Here is a 15482-nt window from a genome sequence, read left to right on the forward strand (position 1 = left end):
CTAGAAGACCAATAAGACCTTAGCGACTAATGTGTTTTATTAATCATAAACGATCCTATTTCAGTTGCACACCATCACCAAAAAACACTCAACGTCAACTTTATTGACACCACACCATTATCTTAAGTCACTGAATTTTATTGATTTATATGTTAGAATTAAATAAGACATATAAACATCATCAGATAACGTTTGTAAAGTTAGCTCATTATTAGAACAATGAAGTTATCAAAAACATCTGGAAAATATTATGTGTGACAGGAAAAGCCAAAACGAAAATCGAGTACTATTGTTCTCAGCCCTTTTAGCATCAGGCTTCGCAATTGGCGGATTGGTGTTGGGTCTTCTCGTTGGCTCTCTGGTCATAGTATTTGACGGTGTCTATTCTCTTATCAGCTTACTGTTAACTTTATTGTCACTAGCTGCCTCGAAATACATCAATCGCCCTTCGGACACTGAGTTCCCGTTTGGTCGAGCAATTATCGAACCGATTGTTATTGCCATCAAAGCCGTTGTGATTCTTCTTGTGGTTGGTTATTCACTTTACTCTGCGATTGGTGCCCTAATGACGGGTGGCCGTGAAGTTGATGCTTCTATTGCAACTCTGTTTGGTATTTTCAACGTGTTGGGTTGTGGTTACGCTTGGTGGTACATCGCGAATAAGAGCAAACGTATTTCTTCAGGTCTGATTCAGGCTGAATCTAAGCAGTGGCAGATGGATACGCTACTGAGTGTAGCGGTAACAGCGGGTTTCGTAGCGGCTTGGTTAATTACTTTTTCTCCGCTTGCAGAATACGCAGTGTATGCCGACCCAATGATGATGTTGCTAATGTCTTTCTACTTCATCAAAGTGCCTTTCGACATGTTACGTGAGGCGATGCGCGAACTGCTTATGATGTCGGCAAACAAAGATATTTGTGATGCGGTAGATAAGAACGTTGTCGCGGTAGACAAAGAAGCGGAGCAAGATTTGGAGCTGATGGGTGTGACTAAGGTTGGTCCAGAATTACGAATCAATGTTGATATTCATACCAACGACCAACAAGCGATTGCGGTCGATGATATTGAACGTACGCGCCGCCAACTTAAGCGACGCTTATCGAAGATGCCTTATGAGCTTCAATTGAATCTCAATATCGCGAGTTAAGAGTCGAGAGTTAAGAACCAAGAGCTAACCAATCAACCTCTCGCTGACTAAGACTCTGATTGAACCTTTTTAGAAGCCGACGCCGTAACCGTCGGCTTTTTGTCTCTGGTTACCCACCAGCAAGCTAAAGAGCCAATCGTTACCATACAAACGCCCTGCCAAAACGTCATGCTCAATGACAAACCCAAAATAATAGAAGACAGTAAGGTCGCAAAAATAGGCGTGAAATACGACATGGTCGCCAAGAAGACCATATTGCCGCCAAGTATCGCTGTATTCCAAAGCGCGTAACCTGCGCCCATACACACGCCTGCCAACACTAAGTCAATCGCAGCACTGGTTGTCATCACCATGCCGGTTTCGTTACTCAATGCGTATTTGATCCACAAGGTGATTGCCGTTGCGATAAAGAACAACACAATCGCATTCTGCCCTTTCGCCACTTTCTGAGTGTAATTACAGTAAACCGCCCAAATAATCGCGCCGAAAAACGCCATTGAATAAGTTTTTGGGTTAGTAGCAACATTGGCAGCGATTTGTTCAACAGAAAGCCCCTGATCGCCGCTGATGCTCCAAGCGACGCCAAAGAAGGCCAAGAAGATACTTGGGTAAACCAACCAGTTAATTTTCTTGTCGCTCAGCAGCACCGCAAATAACACCGTCAGTGCTGGCCATAAGTAGTTGATGACAGCCATTTCCAAGGCTTGATGTCTATTGTTTGCCATTCCTAAAGCCAGAGCCAAGAAGATCTCATAACAAACGAACAAGGTGCCGCCAATCAGCAAATAAGACTTAGAAAAGCGTGACAGCTTTGGTAGACCCATAACACAGATCAACAACAGCGCACTCACCGTGTAAAGGCTGGCCGCACCACCGATTGGGCCCAGTTGTTCATATACGCTTCGAGACAGCGCGATTAAGCAGCTCCAAAGTAGAATGGCAGCAATGCCGTAGCAGCTATAACGATGAGATTTCAGCACGCCTCTTCCTTATTTTTATTGTAATGGGGTAATCAAAGCGAGCTTAAAGCAAAGGTAGGCTTAAACGCCACTATCGATAAGTTGCAGTAAGTAAAAATAAGTAGCCGAGCACATAACTGTACTCGGCTATCAATCATTCACTCAAAAATCTAAAAGCAATTAGCAATTAGCAATTATGCTAGTAAAAGAGCTTGCAGGTCAGCCAGAGACTTAACCTGATAATGAGGGTTAATTCCGGCTGGCGTTGCCTTTTCTTGACTATTTAACCAACAGGTTTCAATACCAAAATCTAATCCGCCTAGAATATCGGAATGTGGGTTATCTCCGACCATCAATACTCGTTGCTTAGATGGTAACCCGATCAGCTTATGGGCATATTCAAAAATTTGTGCATCCGGTTTGGCTACCCCAACCTCTTCAGAAATTATCACGTGCTCAAAGTAATCCGTCATTCCTGTACGCTCTAAACGAATTGACTGCAGCTCTGTAAAACCGTTAGTGATGATGCCCATGTTCACTTTGCCTTTTAAAGACTCCATCAACTCTTGTGCACCCGGTAATAAAGAGCAGATATCCGCCATCGCTGTTAAGAATGCACTGTTTAAAGCAGCGGTTGTTGTCTCTAATTTCTCAGCCCAGCTTTCGAAGCGCGTGTGTTTCAGTTGATCAGCCGTAATGCGACCATCTTGATAGTCTACCCATAGTGGTAGGTTAACTTCTTGATAAAAGGAATAATCCTGTTCGTTGAAGTCCACACCAAAACGAGAAAACATCAGCTTCATTCCCTGATAAGCATCAAAATGGAACAAGGTTTCATCTGCATCAAAGAATATCCAGTCGTACTTCATTTTATTTCCTATTAATCACGCTGTTGAGCTGCGTTTATCTTTAGTTGTTCATTGGCTCAAAGACCAGATGTTCATTCTACTACCAATTTTGTGAGCCTGAATATAGTTCTAATAATTTATAGAAAACAAGCCACAAGTCATGATGTATCGCAAATTTTGCCACATATTAAACCAATACCATACAATAAATACACTTAGGTACCGGGAGGTACTATGAAGCACTTTTTACCATCGTCTGTCATGCTTACCCCTTTTCTTGTCAAATACTATGACGAGGAGTCAGAAGACACCCTTGATTCTGAAGAGTCACAAGAACCTGAAATTGAATGCAGCGATGACTCAGATAAAACGTCGACACCAGCCTAACTAGAAGAGTTTTCAATGAAAAACCTTATTTTTCATTGTTATAGAGCTCCATACTGTCTCTAATTTAGTCGATTTATCGCGATCTATTACTGACAATCAACACAGCCAAAAACCATGAAAACGATTGCTATATGAGCCCTATCACAACGACTAGCCACAAAGTGGTAGTTCGAATTCAAAGTTGTTCCAGATCAATGGTCGACCACTTGAATGCCGACAACATGTAGGAAATTAAAAATCATAATTAACGGAGTTTTCCAATGTCTACTGCATTTTACATCCCTACAATCAACTTCATGGGTACTGGCTGTCTGAAGGATGCTGCTGATAGTATTCAGTCTCAAGGCTTTAAAAAAGGTCTGATCGTAACTGATAAGATCTTGAATCAAATTGGTGTAGTTAAGCAGGTACAAGACCTTCTTAGCCAGCGAGGCGTAGACGCAGTTGTATTCGATGGCACTCAACCAAACCCAACCATCACGAACGTTAACGATGGTCTTGAATTGCTGACTGACAACGATTGTGATTTCGTTGTTTCTCTAGGTGGCGGTTCTCCACACGACTGTGCAAAAGGCATTGCTCTGGTTGCTTCTAACGGCGGCAAGATTGCAGACTACGAAGGCGTAGACCAATCTGAAAAGCCAATGATGCCTCTTATCGCTATCAACACTACGGCTGGTACAGCATCAGAAATGACACGCTTCTGCATCATCACTGATGAGGAACGTCACATTAAAATGGCGATCGTTGACAAGCACACAACACCGCTTATTTCAGTAAACGATCCTGAACTAATGCTTGCTAAGCCTGCATCACTGACTGCTGCAACAGGTATGGATGCGCTAACACACGCAATCGAAGCTTACGTTTCTATCGCAGCGACACCAATTACAGACGCTGTAGCGATTAAAGCCATTGAACTTGTACAAGCTCACCTAAGAACGGCAGTAGCGCACGGCGAAGACATTGAAGCACGTGAACAAATGGCTTACGCACAGTTCATGGCGGGTATGGCGTTCAACAACGCGTCACTAGGTTATGTTCATGCGATGGCGCATCAGCTAGGCGGCTTCTACGATCTTCCACACGGTGTGTGTAATGCTATCTTGCTACCACACGTTCAACGCTACAACGCGCAAGTTTGTCCTGAGCGTCTACGTGATGTTGCAAAAGCAATGGGCGTTAACGTTGAAGGTATGTCACCAGAGCAAGGTGCAGAAGCTGCGATCGAAGCAATTGTTCAACTAGCAAATGACGTGAACATCCCAACAGGTATCGCGCAACTTGGTGCGAAGCTAGAAGATATCCCTACTCTGTCTGACAACGCACTGAAAGACGCATGTGGTTTTACTAATCCTAAACAAGCGACCCACGAAGAAATCTCTGCGATTTTCGAAGCGGCAATGTAATCTGCCATTAAGTCACTTATAAACTTATCGACAAACGGGCTCACCTACTGAGCCCGTTTTCTTTACCTGCCATATGTTATTCAAGTCTCTGTTTTGAATAGCCACTGATTAAGATAAATCTCTTTAAAAGTCGCATTGTCATAACTGCTTAGTTATAGTCAAACTATTGATACATAGAATGACAAACAGGTTCCATTGAGTCGTTGGATAGTTAACTCCTCATTATTAGCATCGCTCGTTTCCCACTCTGCCTTCGCGGAGGAACAGGATGAGTGTCACAGCCAACCGTTAGAAGACACGCGCGTCGAAAAAGCTTACCACTACCTAAACAGCAAGTTTTGTCAGCCCGCAATATGGTTCGATAACTTCTTTGTGGATGACCGTATTACCGAGGACGCCAGAGCCGGAACCTCTGTACGTTGGTATAATGATTTCATCTATTCTGAGGGCGGTGACGTGGATTATTCCACCAAGCTCAACGCACGCCTGCATTTACCCTTTGTCAGCAAAAGGCTTAAGCTAATCTACGAGTCTGTTGGCGATGAAGAATTCTTAGACTTCTTCCCACAAGATTCTGAAGAGTTAGAAAATGCACTTGGCCTTCGTTATGACGCCTATGCCAAGGGTTACAGTAGTTTCAATATCAAAGCGACATTACGCCCAAGAATAGAGGCTCGCTATCGTTTTACCTACCCGCTCACCACAGATGCAGTATTCCGGCTAACCCAACGTGTGTATCAAGAGAAGAAAGAGACGGGAGAGATCACTGATATCGATTTTGACCTCTCTTTGAGTGACGATTTCTTAGCGCGTTGGTCTAACTTTGCTGGCTATAACGATGACCTCAAAGGCTGGGAGTATGGTACGGGCATTACCTTGTACCATTACCTTTCTCAAGACCAAGCACTTCAATATAGCGCCACGATTAATGCAACGGATGAGCCTCATAATCATTACGAATACGCTCAGGTTTCGGTTACCTACCGACAAAACGTATGGAAAGAGTGGCTGTTCTACGAACTCATCCCTCGTTATCAATGGGAACGAGAACCTCATGAGAAACACACCGAAGAAGCCAACATCACCCTTAGGCTTGAAGTCTTGTTCAACAATGTCTAGTGAGTGTTTGTGAGATTGGGGCATCGTTAGATAGAAAACGAGGCACAAAAAAGCACATCATGTGATGTGCTTTTTCAGTTCTATATAAGGCTTAAACTGTAGTCTTAACCCTTGTAGTTTCTTACTCGTGCCGCTTCTGCTTCACGCTTGTCGACAACGGTTTTACCGATTGGCGCCAATGAGATAACCGCGAGCTTAAGGTGCTGAATCGCAAACGGAATACCTATAATAGTAATGAAACACGCTACTGCTGACATGATGTGACCAATCGCCAACCAGATCCCCGCAAATAAGAACCAAATAACGTTACCAATCACACCTAGCGGGCTCGTGCCGATGTCCATTTCATTGGTTAGCTCATCACGCGAAATCGCTTCCTGACCAAATGGGAAGAATGAGAAGTTACCCATAACAAAACATGCTCTACCCCATGGAATACCAACGATGGTTAGGAATGCGAGCAGTCCGAAGAACCACCAAGCTAGTCCCATAAATACGCCACCGAACAGAAACCAAATGATGTTTCCTATTGTTTTCATTCTGTATTCTCCAAATCTTTGAATGCTATTTATTTAATATGCCGAGTAAGGCAATGATAGTTGTAATAGGTTCATTATTGTTGAACCTTTATGAACCGTTTATGAATCACTTACATTTTATGTGATTGATATACACCACGGTTCTCTAAATCTACATAGGGCTAAACCCATTTATTTGATACCATACACTTAGATTTTTAGTACCAAAAAGCTAAACAGACTCAACAACGAATTTAAGGCCGAATTTATGAATAACACTGAGCAACCTAAAAAGAAAATGAAAAACTGGGTGCCAATCGTCTTCTTCGGACTTCTCAGCACTGTGCCAGTGTTCATGTTCTTAGTTGATGTGTACATCAACCAGTATATGTAACAGAGCCGGACATCCTAGCTATATAAATGGATATAAGAACCCTTTCCTGTATCCATTTCAGTTCCAATTAGATCAGTTCTTCTTCAGCCAGCTCTTCGTTAATCAAATCAGCTCTTCGCTAATAAAATCTAGAATGTCTATCAGCCCATGATCAGGCAAATTTAGTAGGTTATCCCCTACATACCATTCAATCTTACATTGGTTTGGCAACTCACTGATCGCTGGGTTTCCTATCCAAATCTTGTGTTTCTTCGCTATGTTATCTCTCACAATAATGCCGTCTTCATAGCTCACAGGTAAATATAGGTGAAGCATGTTGACCTGCGGTTGCTGCGGATTAACGGTGAACTGAGGGTAATCTTGTAATATTTGATAAACCTGTTTGGTGCGTTCATACAGAGCTGGCATCAGTTCTAATCGCTCATCAAACTGCATCGCAGCAGATACCACATAAGGCGTTCGGTGATACACGTTACCACCTTGGCGCTTCATCCACGCCGATGCCTTCGCTACAAAAGCTTTATCGCCTAACAGTAGCGAACCACCAAGGCCATTGAGACCTTTATACAGCGAGACATAGGCGCTATCGAACCCCTTAGCAATCTCGCGGTATGGCTTTTGGTAATACGCGCCACACTCCCACAAGCGGGCACCATCCATATGAAGGTGAATCGATTGCTCTTTGCAGTACTGTTTAATCGCCTCAAGCTCTTCCCATTCGGGTAACTGCCCACCAATTTCTCGCATCGGCAGTTCATATAATGCGGCTGCGATTTCATCAGGCCATGCCTTTAAGTCATCGACATTCCAAGTGCGGAATACGTTACCGACAGGAAGAACACTAAAACGATTTTGAAGCTGATACCCTTGGCGTTCATGGCGCATAATATGACTCGATTCATGCATCGCCACTACTGGGTTTCTTCTCTCTTGGCACGCAATTTCTAGTGCAGTCGGTTGATTCATGGTGCCCGTAATAACAAACACAGCCGCTTCATAACCGAGCAGATCTGCCACTTTCTTTTCAAAACTCTCAATAAACTCGCCATCACCGTAGCTATCGTGAGTAACATTATTTGTTTCACACCAGTGAGCCATCTGAGCGAATGTTTGTGCCGGAGTTGGTTCTAAGTGACCAGAAAGCAAAAAATCACATTGTTGACGCAGATCTGTACTCATACTCTTTCCTTTATTCGTTATCATTGTATGAAAAGTTGTCGAATGGTTTCGTTCTAACGTTAAGGTGACATAAAGTAAAAATGTTAGCTTTTATTATTAACGAATATTTAGTTTTACAAGCTCATATCCTTTCGAAGTATTGAATTGTATAAACAATACAGTGCCTTAAAACAAGGTAAACTATACGAAATGAGATAATGAAAAAACAATCACTATTAGCTAATTCGTTGTTCTTCAAGCATTCTTCTATTATTGTATATCTATAATCCCAATAGGTATTATTCGTTTATATACAAAGAGGGCTATATGTCGAAAAATCGAGTTTTAGTGCTATTCGCACACCCTTCTCAACATCGTTCTGAAGCAAACAAACCGTTATTTGAGCAAGCAAAACGCGTTGACGGTGTCACGTGCGTCGACCTCTATGCCGAATATCCAACGTTCAAGATCAGCATCGATCGTGAGCAAAAACGCCTATTGGACCATGACATCATCATTTTTCAGTTCCCCTTATATTGGTACTCCACACCGGCAATTCTCAAAGAGTGGCAAGATCTCGTTCTAGAGTATGGCTTCGCCTATGGAACCGATGGCAACGAGTTACAAGGTAAGAGCTTACTGTGTTGCATCACTGCTGGCGGTAAAAAGGATGCTTACCAAAGTGATGGCTACAACCACTTCACTATTCGAGAACTGCTTCACCCAATTGAACAAACCGCGTCTTTATGTGGGATGAACTATCTTGCGCCTTTTGCGCTTTTTGGATCTCGTACCGCTTTAGAAGAAAACCGTATTCAACAACATGTCGATAGCTACAGAACGCTTTTACAGGCCTTGGTTGCAGGTGATATCAACATCAAAAGAGCCAACAAGGCAGAAAAGTTGAACCATATTGTGGAAGAATTGATAGCAGAGGTTAAATAATGACGGGATACTTTCTACAAGCATTTATCTATTTAATTGCAGCCGTGATTGCGGTCCCTATTGCCAAAAGACTTGGACTTGGATCAGTTCTCGGCTACTTAATCGCTGGCGTTGTGATTGGTCCCATCATTGGATTGGTTGGCGAAGAGACAACAACCATCCAGCACTTTGCCGAGTTCGGTGTAGTGATGATGCTGTTCTTAGTCGGGCTTGAACTTGAACCTAAGATGCTATGGGCGATGAGAAACCGATTGATGGGGCTTGGTGGCCTTCAAGTTGGTGGTACGACCGCTATCGTGATGGGAATTGCACAGTTCTTTGGTCAACCTTGGACGATTGCTTTAACTATCGGTTTGATCTTTGCGCTTTCATCGACAGCCATTGTTCTACAAACGTTCAATGAGAAAGGCCTGTCTAAAACGGAAGGCGGTAAAAACGCTTTCTCGGTACTTTTGTTCCAAGATATTGCCGTTATCCCAATGCTGGCGTTCATCCCTTTGTTGGCTCTTCCTGAATTGGTTGCTTTGGCAGAAAGTGCCGCCCAAACCGCTGCACACCATGATGAACTCAGTTTAGTTGCAGGTTTGCCAAGTTGGGCATACGGACTTGTTATTACGGCTTCAATTGCGATTGTGGTCGTCGGTGGACATTATCTAAGTCGGCCACTGTTTCGTTTTGTTGCGAGCTCTGGCTTACGCGAGATCTTCACTGCAACTGCACTGATGTTGGTGATTGGTATTGCCGCGCTAATGAGCCTTGTTGGTTTGTCGCCTGCCCTAGGTACTTTCTTAGCAGGTGTGGTACTTGCCAACAGTGAGTTCAGGCACGAACTGGAATCTAACATCGACCCGTTTAAAGGGTTATTGCTTGGATTGTTCTTTATCACGGTAGGCGCAGGTATCAACTTTGGCGTTCTATTTAACGATTTCGCACTCATCATTGGCTTAACTCTTGGCGTGATGGCGCTGAAAGCCTTGGTGTTGTTTACACTGGCTTTAATCTTCAGAATCAAAAACAGCGACCGCTGGCTATTTACACTGAGCTTGGCGCAAGCCGGTGAGTTTGGTTTTGTACTACTAAGCTTCTCAGCTCAAAACCACGTATTACCTGCTGACATCGTCCAAACATTGTCGCTGGTTGTGGCACTTTCAATGTTCCTAACACCAGGGCTGTTCATTCTATTTGATAAAGTGATTCTTCCTCGTTACGAACAAAAATCTAACGACCGCGAAGAAGATACCATAGAAGAGAAAGGCACCGTAATCATTGCGGGCATTGGCCGATTCGGTCAGATTGTTAACCGCTTATTGGTATCGAATGATGTCAATACGGTGGTTTTGGATCATCAAGCTAATCAAGTCGACTTGCTACGTTCAATCAACATCAAATCTTACTTTGGTGATGCGACTCGTCATGATTTATTACATACCGCTGGTATCGAAGAAGCCGCAATGTTGGTTGTGGCTATCGACAACCAAGACTCAAGTGTTGAATTGGTCAAATACGTTAAACACAACTACCCTAAAGTGAAAATCTTAGCGCGTGCATTCGACCGTGGTCATAGTTATCGCCTAAGAGAAGCAGGTGCAGACTTCGTGGAATCAGAGACCTACCATTCTGCTCTTGAAATGGGTGCAGAAGCCTTGCGTTCTTTGGGTCATCACCCATTCTTCGTTGAACAACAGAAATCGACGTATCAACGTGTTGAGAGCCGTAAGTCTGAAAAGCTCTACCAAGCTTGGTCTGAAGCGGAAGAGAACCCGCGCTACGACAACAACTACCGACAAATCTTCATTCACCTTGAAGAAGCAATGAAAGAAGATATGAAAAAAGACCGTTCAGACAAGCACTCTCGATCTGAACGTGGTTGGACACCGCCACCGAAAGGCTATGCAGATGGCTTTGAGGAAGAAGAGTCCTAAGCAGAACTCTAAATAACGGCGCTAGATAACCATACTAGGCAACCATCAAAAGCGGCTATTTAGGCCGCTTTTTCTTTCATTGAACCCCTACAAAACGTCAAATGAGCATGAGTAGCGGGTGCTAGAACTCGTAATCCGAAAGATTTATGTGATCTAGCTAAAATTTTTAATTTCTGACCACATGGCAAAAGTGAATTCACTTTTTACATTATTGAAACATTCCAACCTCGCATAAACCACACCATAAACATGGCTATATATGCACTCATTTAAGTCGTTCAATCATCGCCCCAATTCATAGCGACCACCCTCTAAGGCTTGAGTTACATTGCATATATCTAAATACGCTGCACAAGCCCTAACTCAACCATTCATCACGCAAATAAGTATTGCGCCGCATTCACAAATTCAACCCGTTAAAATTAACATAAACATTTCAAAACATGTCTATCGTTACAATTTGTAACGAATAGCGGTTATCGGTATAGTCCTGCAATTCAAAAAGTGAGACCTCTGCGCTCACCTTAAAGGAGATATAATAATGATTACTAATGATGCTGTAATAATGGGCATGTTAGCTGTTATTCTTGGCGGTGTTTTTATCACGGAAAGTAGCCAAAATAGCGCACTGAAAAAATTCTACTCGTTCGTTCCGGGTCTATTGCTCTGTTACTTTGTTCCCTCTTTATTAAACAGCTTCGGCATAATCGATGCTTCGAATTCTAAACTGTACTTTGTTGCAAGCCGTTACTTACTTCCGAGTGCACTCGTTCTACTGATCATCTCTGCAGATCTGCGCAAGATCTTTGGACTAGGTTCAAAAGCCGTCATCATGTTCCTAACCGGTACTGTCGGTATTATCATTGGCGGCCCATTGGCTATCTTGATCATCGACCAAATAAATCCTGGCCTTGTATCGGGTGATGTATGGCGTGGTCTAACAACGGTGGCTGGTTCTTGGATCGGCGGCGGTGCAAACCAAGCTGCAATGAAAGAAGTATTTGAAGTTGACGATCAGTTGTTCTCTGCGATGATTACTGTGGACGTAATCTGTGCCAATATTTGGATGGCAATATTGCTTATCATGGCAGGTCGTCAGAAGAAGATTGATGCATGGTTAAAAGCCGATACTTCATCTATCGAAGACCTAAAAGAAACCGTATCTAAGTACCAAGAAGAAAACGCGCGTCCGACGACGACAACGGATCTAATGAAGATCACTGCGATTGCGTTTGGCCTTACGGGCTTAGCACACTTCTTTAGCGACATTATCGCACCATGGATCTCAACTAATGCTCCTGAACTGGCGCAATACAGCCTGACTTCTGGATTCTTCTGGTTAATCGTAATGGTGACTACGTTTGCACTCATTGCTTCATGCTTCAAATCAACACGCAGCCTTGAGCACAGTGGCGCATCTAAAGTGGGCTCTGCATTCATCTACATCCTAGTTGCCACTATTGGTATGCAGATGGATATCACAGCTATCTTGGATAACCCAGGCTACTTCTTCATCGGTATCACTTGGTTAACCATCCACGCGATTATCATGATTGTGATGGCAAAGCTAATCCGTGCACCACTGTTCTTCATGGCAGTAGGTAGCCAAGCTAACGTCGGCGGTGCTGCATCGGCTCCTATCGTAGCGGCAGCGTTCCACCCAGCATTAGCTCCAGTAGGTATTCTAATGGCTGTACTTGGTTACGCACTCGGTACATACGGCGCTTACATCTGTGGCCTAATCATGCAGGCTGCTGCATTGGGTTAACAACTCATTGCTGTAAAAAATGGGCAACTGAACCTTGATCATATCGCCCATTTTCTTGAGTTCCGAGATGTAAAAAAGGCGACAGTAAAAACTGTCGCCTTTCTAATATCTTGTTACTCAGCTAAAGCTTATTCCCAATCAAGAATTACTTTACCTGACATACCAGAGCGCATCATGTCGAAGCCTTTCTGGAAGTCGTCCACTTTGTAGTGGTGAGTAATGATTGGTGTTAGATCTAGGCCTGATTGGATTAGTGAAGCCATTGTATACAACGATAAGAAAAGTTAATTTAAAACAGACACTTACCACAAAATAAAATTACTAATGGCGACAAACTGGCGACAAATTTTTCTCTCCAAGATAAAAATAAGGTCAACAATAAGCCTATTTCTCGTCTTACTTCCAATCCAGCTTCTTTGACCAAGCAAAAGAAATATATAATTAAAATAACTTTACGCTGCCCTCCGTCCCGTGTTTTTTTGACTTTCCACTCACCTTCGTAGTAAACCTTAAGGCCAGTAGCATCAATGGCTTGGTCCTGACTTGCTCCTCTCGTTTTAGTACTAAATGAGACCTCAACTTACTTTGCTCCACGACTGAGGCAGGTCTAATGCGGACAACTTAACGGAAAATTGGCTAACCTAAATATTGAATAGATAAATCATTGTAAAGCCCCCAGTGGCATAGAGAAGACTCGCTTCACCATGAGCGGCAGTGTTAAACGCTAAATAACTAAACCGACGTGGTCTACCACGCCGGTTTTGCATGCTTTGGACCACCCGCTTATGGATTCCTCATCAATCCAAAGAGTCAGAGAACCACGTTTAATGAGTGCTCGGGTTGTATTGCTTCCATTTGGTTGTTTTGTAACGAGGCTTAGATATGAGGCTACGAGGAAAAGTGAGTGTTGCTGAACAGAGTGTAGGTTGTAGATTTAGTTCCCTCGAATTACGCAACAAAGCCGCTTGCATCATCAAAGTTATACATACCCTCCACAACACCCAGCGGTGTAACTTCTTGTGGAATGTCTGGAGGATGTGGATAAGAGTCCATATATGGATTATCCACATCCTCCTTTTTCCTTTTCATTCTCGGCTACCATCTCAGTTGCTTCGTCAACACCGAGCGCTGGATCTCAGCATTGTTTGACTCATCGTCAGAGTCCACATCTGATTGTTCTTATTCACGATCCTCAATTGCTTTTTCATCTTCCTTTTTAGCTAAATTGATAGGTTCTTCCTTCAAACCCGCTGACACTACAACTTCAGAATCACCAAGATAGGTAGACACCTCACCAGTAGCTTTATATTGCAAACGCAGGATTGGGGAAGTTATTAGGGGATCCGGCAGCGCCTAATACGTTTGTTATCAGTATTACATTTCGCTATTATTTGGCTGATTCAAGCCCACATCACATGACCACACTAATTTTTGTGACATATCTTTTGTAGAATAATTCATTGTCACCTTGCCTGTCTTTTTATCAAATTTCGTCAGTCCGACATAATCCTTAATATAAAGACTATTTTTTGTATTTGATATATTTACGCCGTCATTTGAACCATAACGCAACATAACCCAGCCACCAATTTCTATGGAATAATACATATCATCTTGGATTCGAAGCCAACCATCTCTCACATCCCCTTTTCCCAAATCACTTAGCAATGGGTTAATTGACGTCAACTCGCAGAACAAGCGTCGTTTCTCATCGTAATTCGCGCTATCCGCTGCATTTAAACTAAATGCCAATGGCAAAAGAAATAGAACTTTTTTCACTTATTTACCCTTAATACTTATAAAGAATGACATGGCTTCCCACTTCCGAGGCTCTGCCATAATTATGTGGTAACTAATTGCATCGAGGCACCATGTCTGATTATTCTTATTTCTGCGATATCGACATAGCCAAAAACCACTTTAGCCACCATGCCGTAGACAAAAATGGTAAGGTCATACTTCATAAGTAGTAACCCGCTCTAAACTACTGACTACAATAACAAATATGCCACTCATGCGTACAGGCGGTGAAGCGTGTTGCGGTGCACATTATTGGGGCTTTGTTAATGTAGCATCGTGAATTATTGTAGAGAACAAGGAGCCTCGTTATATTGATACCGACTAAATACATAATTACGGCCATTCCAACGCATGACAGGAAAACAAAAACCCGGGCCGCCTATCTCAATATCCGGCCAACCGTGAGGTTCCTGAGTAATTATAAAATTCGGTATTCCAACTCCACTGGTGATTAGCTTCCAACTACTATTGTTCCATTTACTGACGAGAGTATAGTGATAGCCAGTATTTCCATAACAATATGTATTACTTTCTGTGATAATCACCTCAGGCTGATCATCACCATTCAAATCTCGTACAACAGTTATTTCACCCAATGAGGTGAAGCGAAATTCCTGACAATTACTACGCCAAGATTTGCCATCGAAGCTATAGCCTGCGGCTTTAAACGCAGAAACTTCGTCTGCATATGTAAGTTGAACGGAAAACGCATTTATACTCCAGAACAGCAAAGGAGTATATAAGAAGTAAGCATATTTGTTTTCAAATGGCATTGTTGTTTTTTTTCATAGTGTTGAAAATTTTTGTGAACCCTCTCGCTGAATATTTCCATGAGTTGAAGGTGATAAAATTCATTCTCTTCAATTCATTTATTAGATATTTTCTTCCTACATTTGTTAATGGATATGTCAATGACGTATATTCATTCGCACAAAACTTTCCATTTTCACTACCTTTCCATTTATATCAAATGGCTTCATATTTTCCTTCTTACCCGCTTTGTCTCGACAGTCAACTGCTGGTGTTAATAGTTGCGCAATATGAATTTATCCATTTTCTTCTATATGGGTAACTAACATGAATGAATAATCTAATTCATCTAATTCAT

The 15482-nt window shown here is 42.6% G+C and carries 15 protein-coding genes and 3 pseudogenes; 9 read left to right on the forward strand and 9 right to left on the reverse strand.

Annotated features, from left to right (window positions below; all coding sequences use genetic code 11):
* Positions 1–250 precede the first annotated feature (250 nt).
* Complete coding sequence (locus AB4503_RS08070; protein WP_017064786.1) at positions 251–1147, forward strand: cation diffusion facilitator family transporter; 897 nt, start codon at positions 251–253, stop codon at positions 1145–1147.
* A gap of 47 nt (positions 1148–1194) precedes the next feature.
* On the opposite strand, the gene yddG is transcribed toward AB4503_RS08070, so the two are convergent.
* Both yddG and yjjG read right to left on the reverse strand, forming a co-directional pair.
* On the reverse strand, positions 1195–2127 hold the full coding sequence (gene yddG, locus AB4503_RS08075) for an aromatic amino acid DMT transporter YddG (RefSeq protein WP_372114239.1): 933 nt from the start codon (positions 2125–2127) through the stop codon (positions 1195–1197).
* Between the two features lie 173 nt (positions 2128–2300).
* Positions 2301–2975: a pyrimidine 5'-nucleotidase gene (gene yjjG / locus AB4503_RS08080; protein ID WP_017060902.1), complete on the reverse strand. Its 675-nt coding sequence runs from the start codon at positions 2973–2975 to the stop codon at positions 2301–2303.
* A 213-nt stretch (positions 2976–3188) separates the two neighbouring features.
* Here yjjG and AB4503_RS08085 point away from each other — a divergent pair, with 213 nt between their 5' ends.
* From AB4503_RS08085 to AB4503_RS08095, 3 genes are all read left to right on the forward strand, one after another.
* On the forward strand, positions 3189–3341 hold the full coding sequence (locus tag AB4503_RS08085) for a hypothetical protein (protein ID WP_017060903.1): 153 nt from the start codon (positions 3189–3191) through the stop codon (positions 3339–3341).
* A 260-nt stretch (positions 3342–3601) separates the two neighbouring features.
* Positions 3602–4750 (forward strand): L-threonine dehydrogenase, encoded by a 1149-nt coding sequence (gene yiaY / locus AB4503_RS08090; protein ID WP_017069430.1) that lies wholly within the window; start codon positions 3602–3604, stop codon positions 4748–4750.
* Between the two features lie 195 nt (positions 4751–4945).
* Positions 4946–5869, forward strand: coding sequence for a hypothetical protein (locus AB4503_RS08095; RefSeq protein ID WP_372114241.1), 924 nt, complete (start codon positions 4946–4948; stop codon positions 5867–5869).
* A gap of 104 nt (positions 5870–5973) precedes the next feature.
* Here the strand turns inward: AB4503_RS08095 and AB4503_RS08100 are convergent, their stop codons facing one another.
* Positions 5974–6408, reverse strand: coding sequence for a YccF domain-containing protein (locus tag AB4503_RS08100; RefSeq protein WP_004730224.1), 435 nt, complete (start codon positions 6406–6408; stop codon positions 5974–5976).
* A 247-nt stretch (positions 6409–6655) separates the two neighbouring features.
* On the opposite strand from AB4503_RS08100, the gene AB4503_RS08105 reads away from it, so the two are divergent.
* On the forward strand, positions 6656–6781 hold the full coding sequence (locus AB4503_RS08105) for a hypothetical protein (RefSeq protein ID WP_017060906.1): 126 nt from the start codon (positions 6656–6658) through the stop codon (positions 6779–6781).
* 102 nt (positions 6782–6883) lie between these two features.
* On the opposite strand, the gene AB4503_RS08110 is transcribed toward AB4503_RS08105, so the two are convergent.
* Positions 6884–7960 carry a low specificity L-threonine aldolase gene (locus tag AB4503_RS08110; protein WP_372114243.1) on the reverse strand — a complete coding sequence of 359 codons (1077 nt, stop codon included), beginning with the start codon at positions 7958–7960 and terminating at the stop codon, positions 6884–6886.
* Positions 7961–8266: 306 nt separating this feature from the next.
* On the opposite strand from AB4503_RS08110, the gene AB4503_RS08115 reads away from it, so the two are divergent.
* From AB4503_RS08115 to AB4503_RS08125, 3 genes are all read left to right on the forward strand, one after another.
* Positions 8267–8884, forward strand: a complete 618-nt coding sequence (locus AB4503_RS08115; protein ID WP_371724809.1) for an NAD(P)H-dependent oxidoreductase — start codon at positions 8267–8269, stop codon at positions 8882–8884.
* Positions 8884–10806 carry a monovalent cation:proton antiporter-2 (CPA2) family protein gene (locus tag AB4503_RS08120; RefSeq protein ID WP_372110202.1) on the forward strand — a complete coding sequence of 641 codons (1923 nt, stop codon included), beginning with the start codon at positions 8884–8886 and terminating at the stop codon, positions 10804–10806. The genes AB4503_RS08115 and AB4503_RS08120 overlap by 1 nt, the downstream gene beginning before the upstream one ends.
* A gap of 541 nt (positions 10807–11347) precedes the next feature.
* A complete protein-coding gene (locus AB4503_RS08125; RefSeq protein ID WP_017064792.1) occupies positions 11348–12574 on the forward strand; it encodes a DUF819 domain-containing protein in 1227 nt (408 codons plus the stop codon).
* A 128-nt stretch (positions 12575–12702) separates the two neighbouring features.
* Here the strand turns inward: AB4503_RS08125 and tdh are convergent.
* From tdh to AB4503_RS08145, 4 genes and pseudogenes are all read right to left on the reverse strand, one after another.
* Positions 12703–12846 (reverse strand): annotated as a pseudogene (gene tdh, locus AB4503_RS08130) (L-threonine 3-dehydrogenase); the annotation flags it as partial.
* A 176-nt stretch (positions 12847–13022) separates the two neighbouring features.
* Positions 13023–13458, reverse strand: a pseudogene (locus AB4503_RS08135) (transposase); the annotation flags it as partial.
* Positions 13459–13522: 64 nt separating this feature from the next.
* Positions 13523–13663: a hypothetical protein gene (locus AB4503_RS08140; RefSeq protein ID WP_157936388.1), complete on the reverse strand. Its 141-nt coding sequence runs from the start codon at positions 13661–13663 to the stop codon at positions 13523–13525.
* Between the two features lie 285 nt (positions 13664–13948).
* Positions 13949–14353, reverse strand: a complete 405-nt coding sequence (locus AB4503_RS08145) for a hypothetical protein (protein WP_102257267.1) — start codon at positions 14351–14353, stop codon at positions 13949–13951.
* A gap of 92 nt (positions 14354–14445) precedes the next feature.
* Between AB4503_RS08145 and AB4503_RS08150 the strand changes: the two are divergent.
* Positions 14446–14630 (forward strand): annotated as a pseudogene (locus tag AB4503_RS08150) (IS110 family transposase); the annotation flags it as partial.
* Between the two features lie 25 nt (positions 14631–14655).
* Here the strand turns inward: AB4503_RS08150 and AB4503_RS08155 are convergent.
* Positions 14656–15147, reverse strand: coding sequence for a hypothetical protein (locus AB4503_RS08155; protein ID WP_017082548.1), 492 nt, complete (start codon positions 15145–15147; stop codon positions 14656–14658).
* Between the last annotated feature and the right edge of the window lie 335 nt (positions 15148–15482).

The sequence above is a fragment of the Vibrio sp. 10N.222.55.B11 genome, from assembly GCF_041473705.1.
GTDB classification, from domain to species: domain Bacteria; phylum Pseudomonadota; class Gammaproteobacteria; order Enterobacterales; family Vibrionaceae; genus Vibrio; species Vibrio crassostreae_C.

Coding starts and splice junctions, on each gene's coding strand:
- yiaY (WP_017069430.1), top strand. CDS start 3,602: ATGTCTACTGCATTTTACATCCCTACAATCAACTTCATGGGTACTGGC.
- AB4503_RS08070 (WP_017064786.1), top strand. CDS start 251: ATGTGTGACAGGAAAAGCCAAAACGAAAATCGAGTACTATTGTTCTCA.
- AB4503_RS08120 (WP_372110202.1), top strand. CDS start 8,884: ATGACGGGATACTTTCTACAAGCATTTATCTATTTAATTGCAGCCGTG.
- AB4503_RS08140 (WP_157936388.1), bottom strand. CDS start 13,663: ATGAAAAGGAAAAAGGAGGATGTGGATAATCCATATATGGACTCTTAT.
- AB4503_RS08110 (WP_372114243.1), bottom strand. CDS start 7,960: ATGAGTACAGATCTGCGTCAACAATGTGATTTTTTGCTTTCTGGTCAC.
- AB4503_RS08085 (WP_017060903.1), top strand. CDS start 3,189: ATGAAGCACTTTTTACCATCGTCTGTCATGCTTACCCCTTTTCTTGTC.
- AB4503_RS08100 (WP_004730224.1), bottom strand. CDS start 6,408: ATGAAAACAATAGGAAACATCATTTGGTTTCTGTTCGGTGGCGTATTT.
- AB4503_RS08155 (WP_017082548.1), bottom strand. CDS start 15,147: ATGCCATTTGAAAACAAATATGCTTACTTCTTATATACTCCTTTGCTG.
- AB4503_RS08105 (WP_017060906.1), top strand. CDS start 6,656: ATGAATAACACTGAGCAACCTAAAAAGAAAATGAAAAACTGGGTGCCA.
- yjjG (WP_017060902.1), bottom strand. CDS start 2,975: ATGAAGTACGACTGGATATTCTTTGATGCAGATGAAACCTTGTTCCAT.
- AB4503_RS08125 (WP_017064792.1), top strand. CDS start 11,348: ATGATTACTAATGATGCTGTAATAATGGGCATGTTAGCTGTTATTCTT.
- AB4503_RS08115 (WP_371724809.1), top strand. CDS start 8,267: ATGTCGAAAAATCGAGTTTTAGTGCTATTCGCACACCCTTCTCAACAT.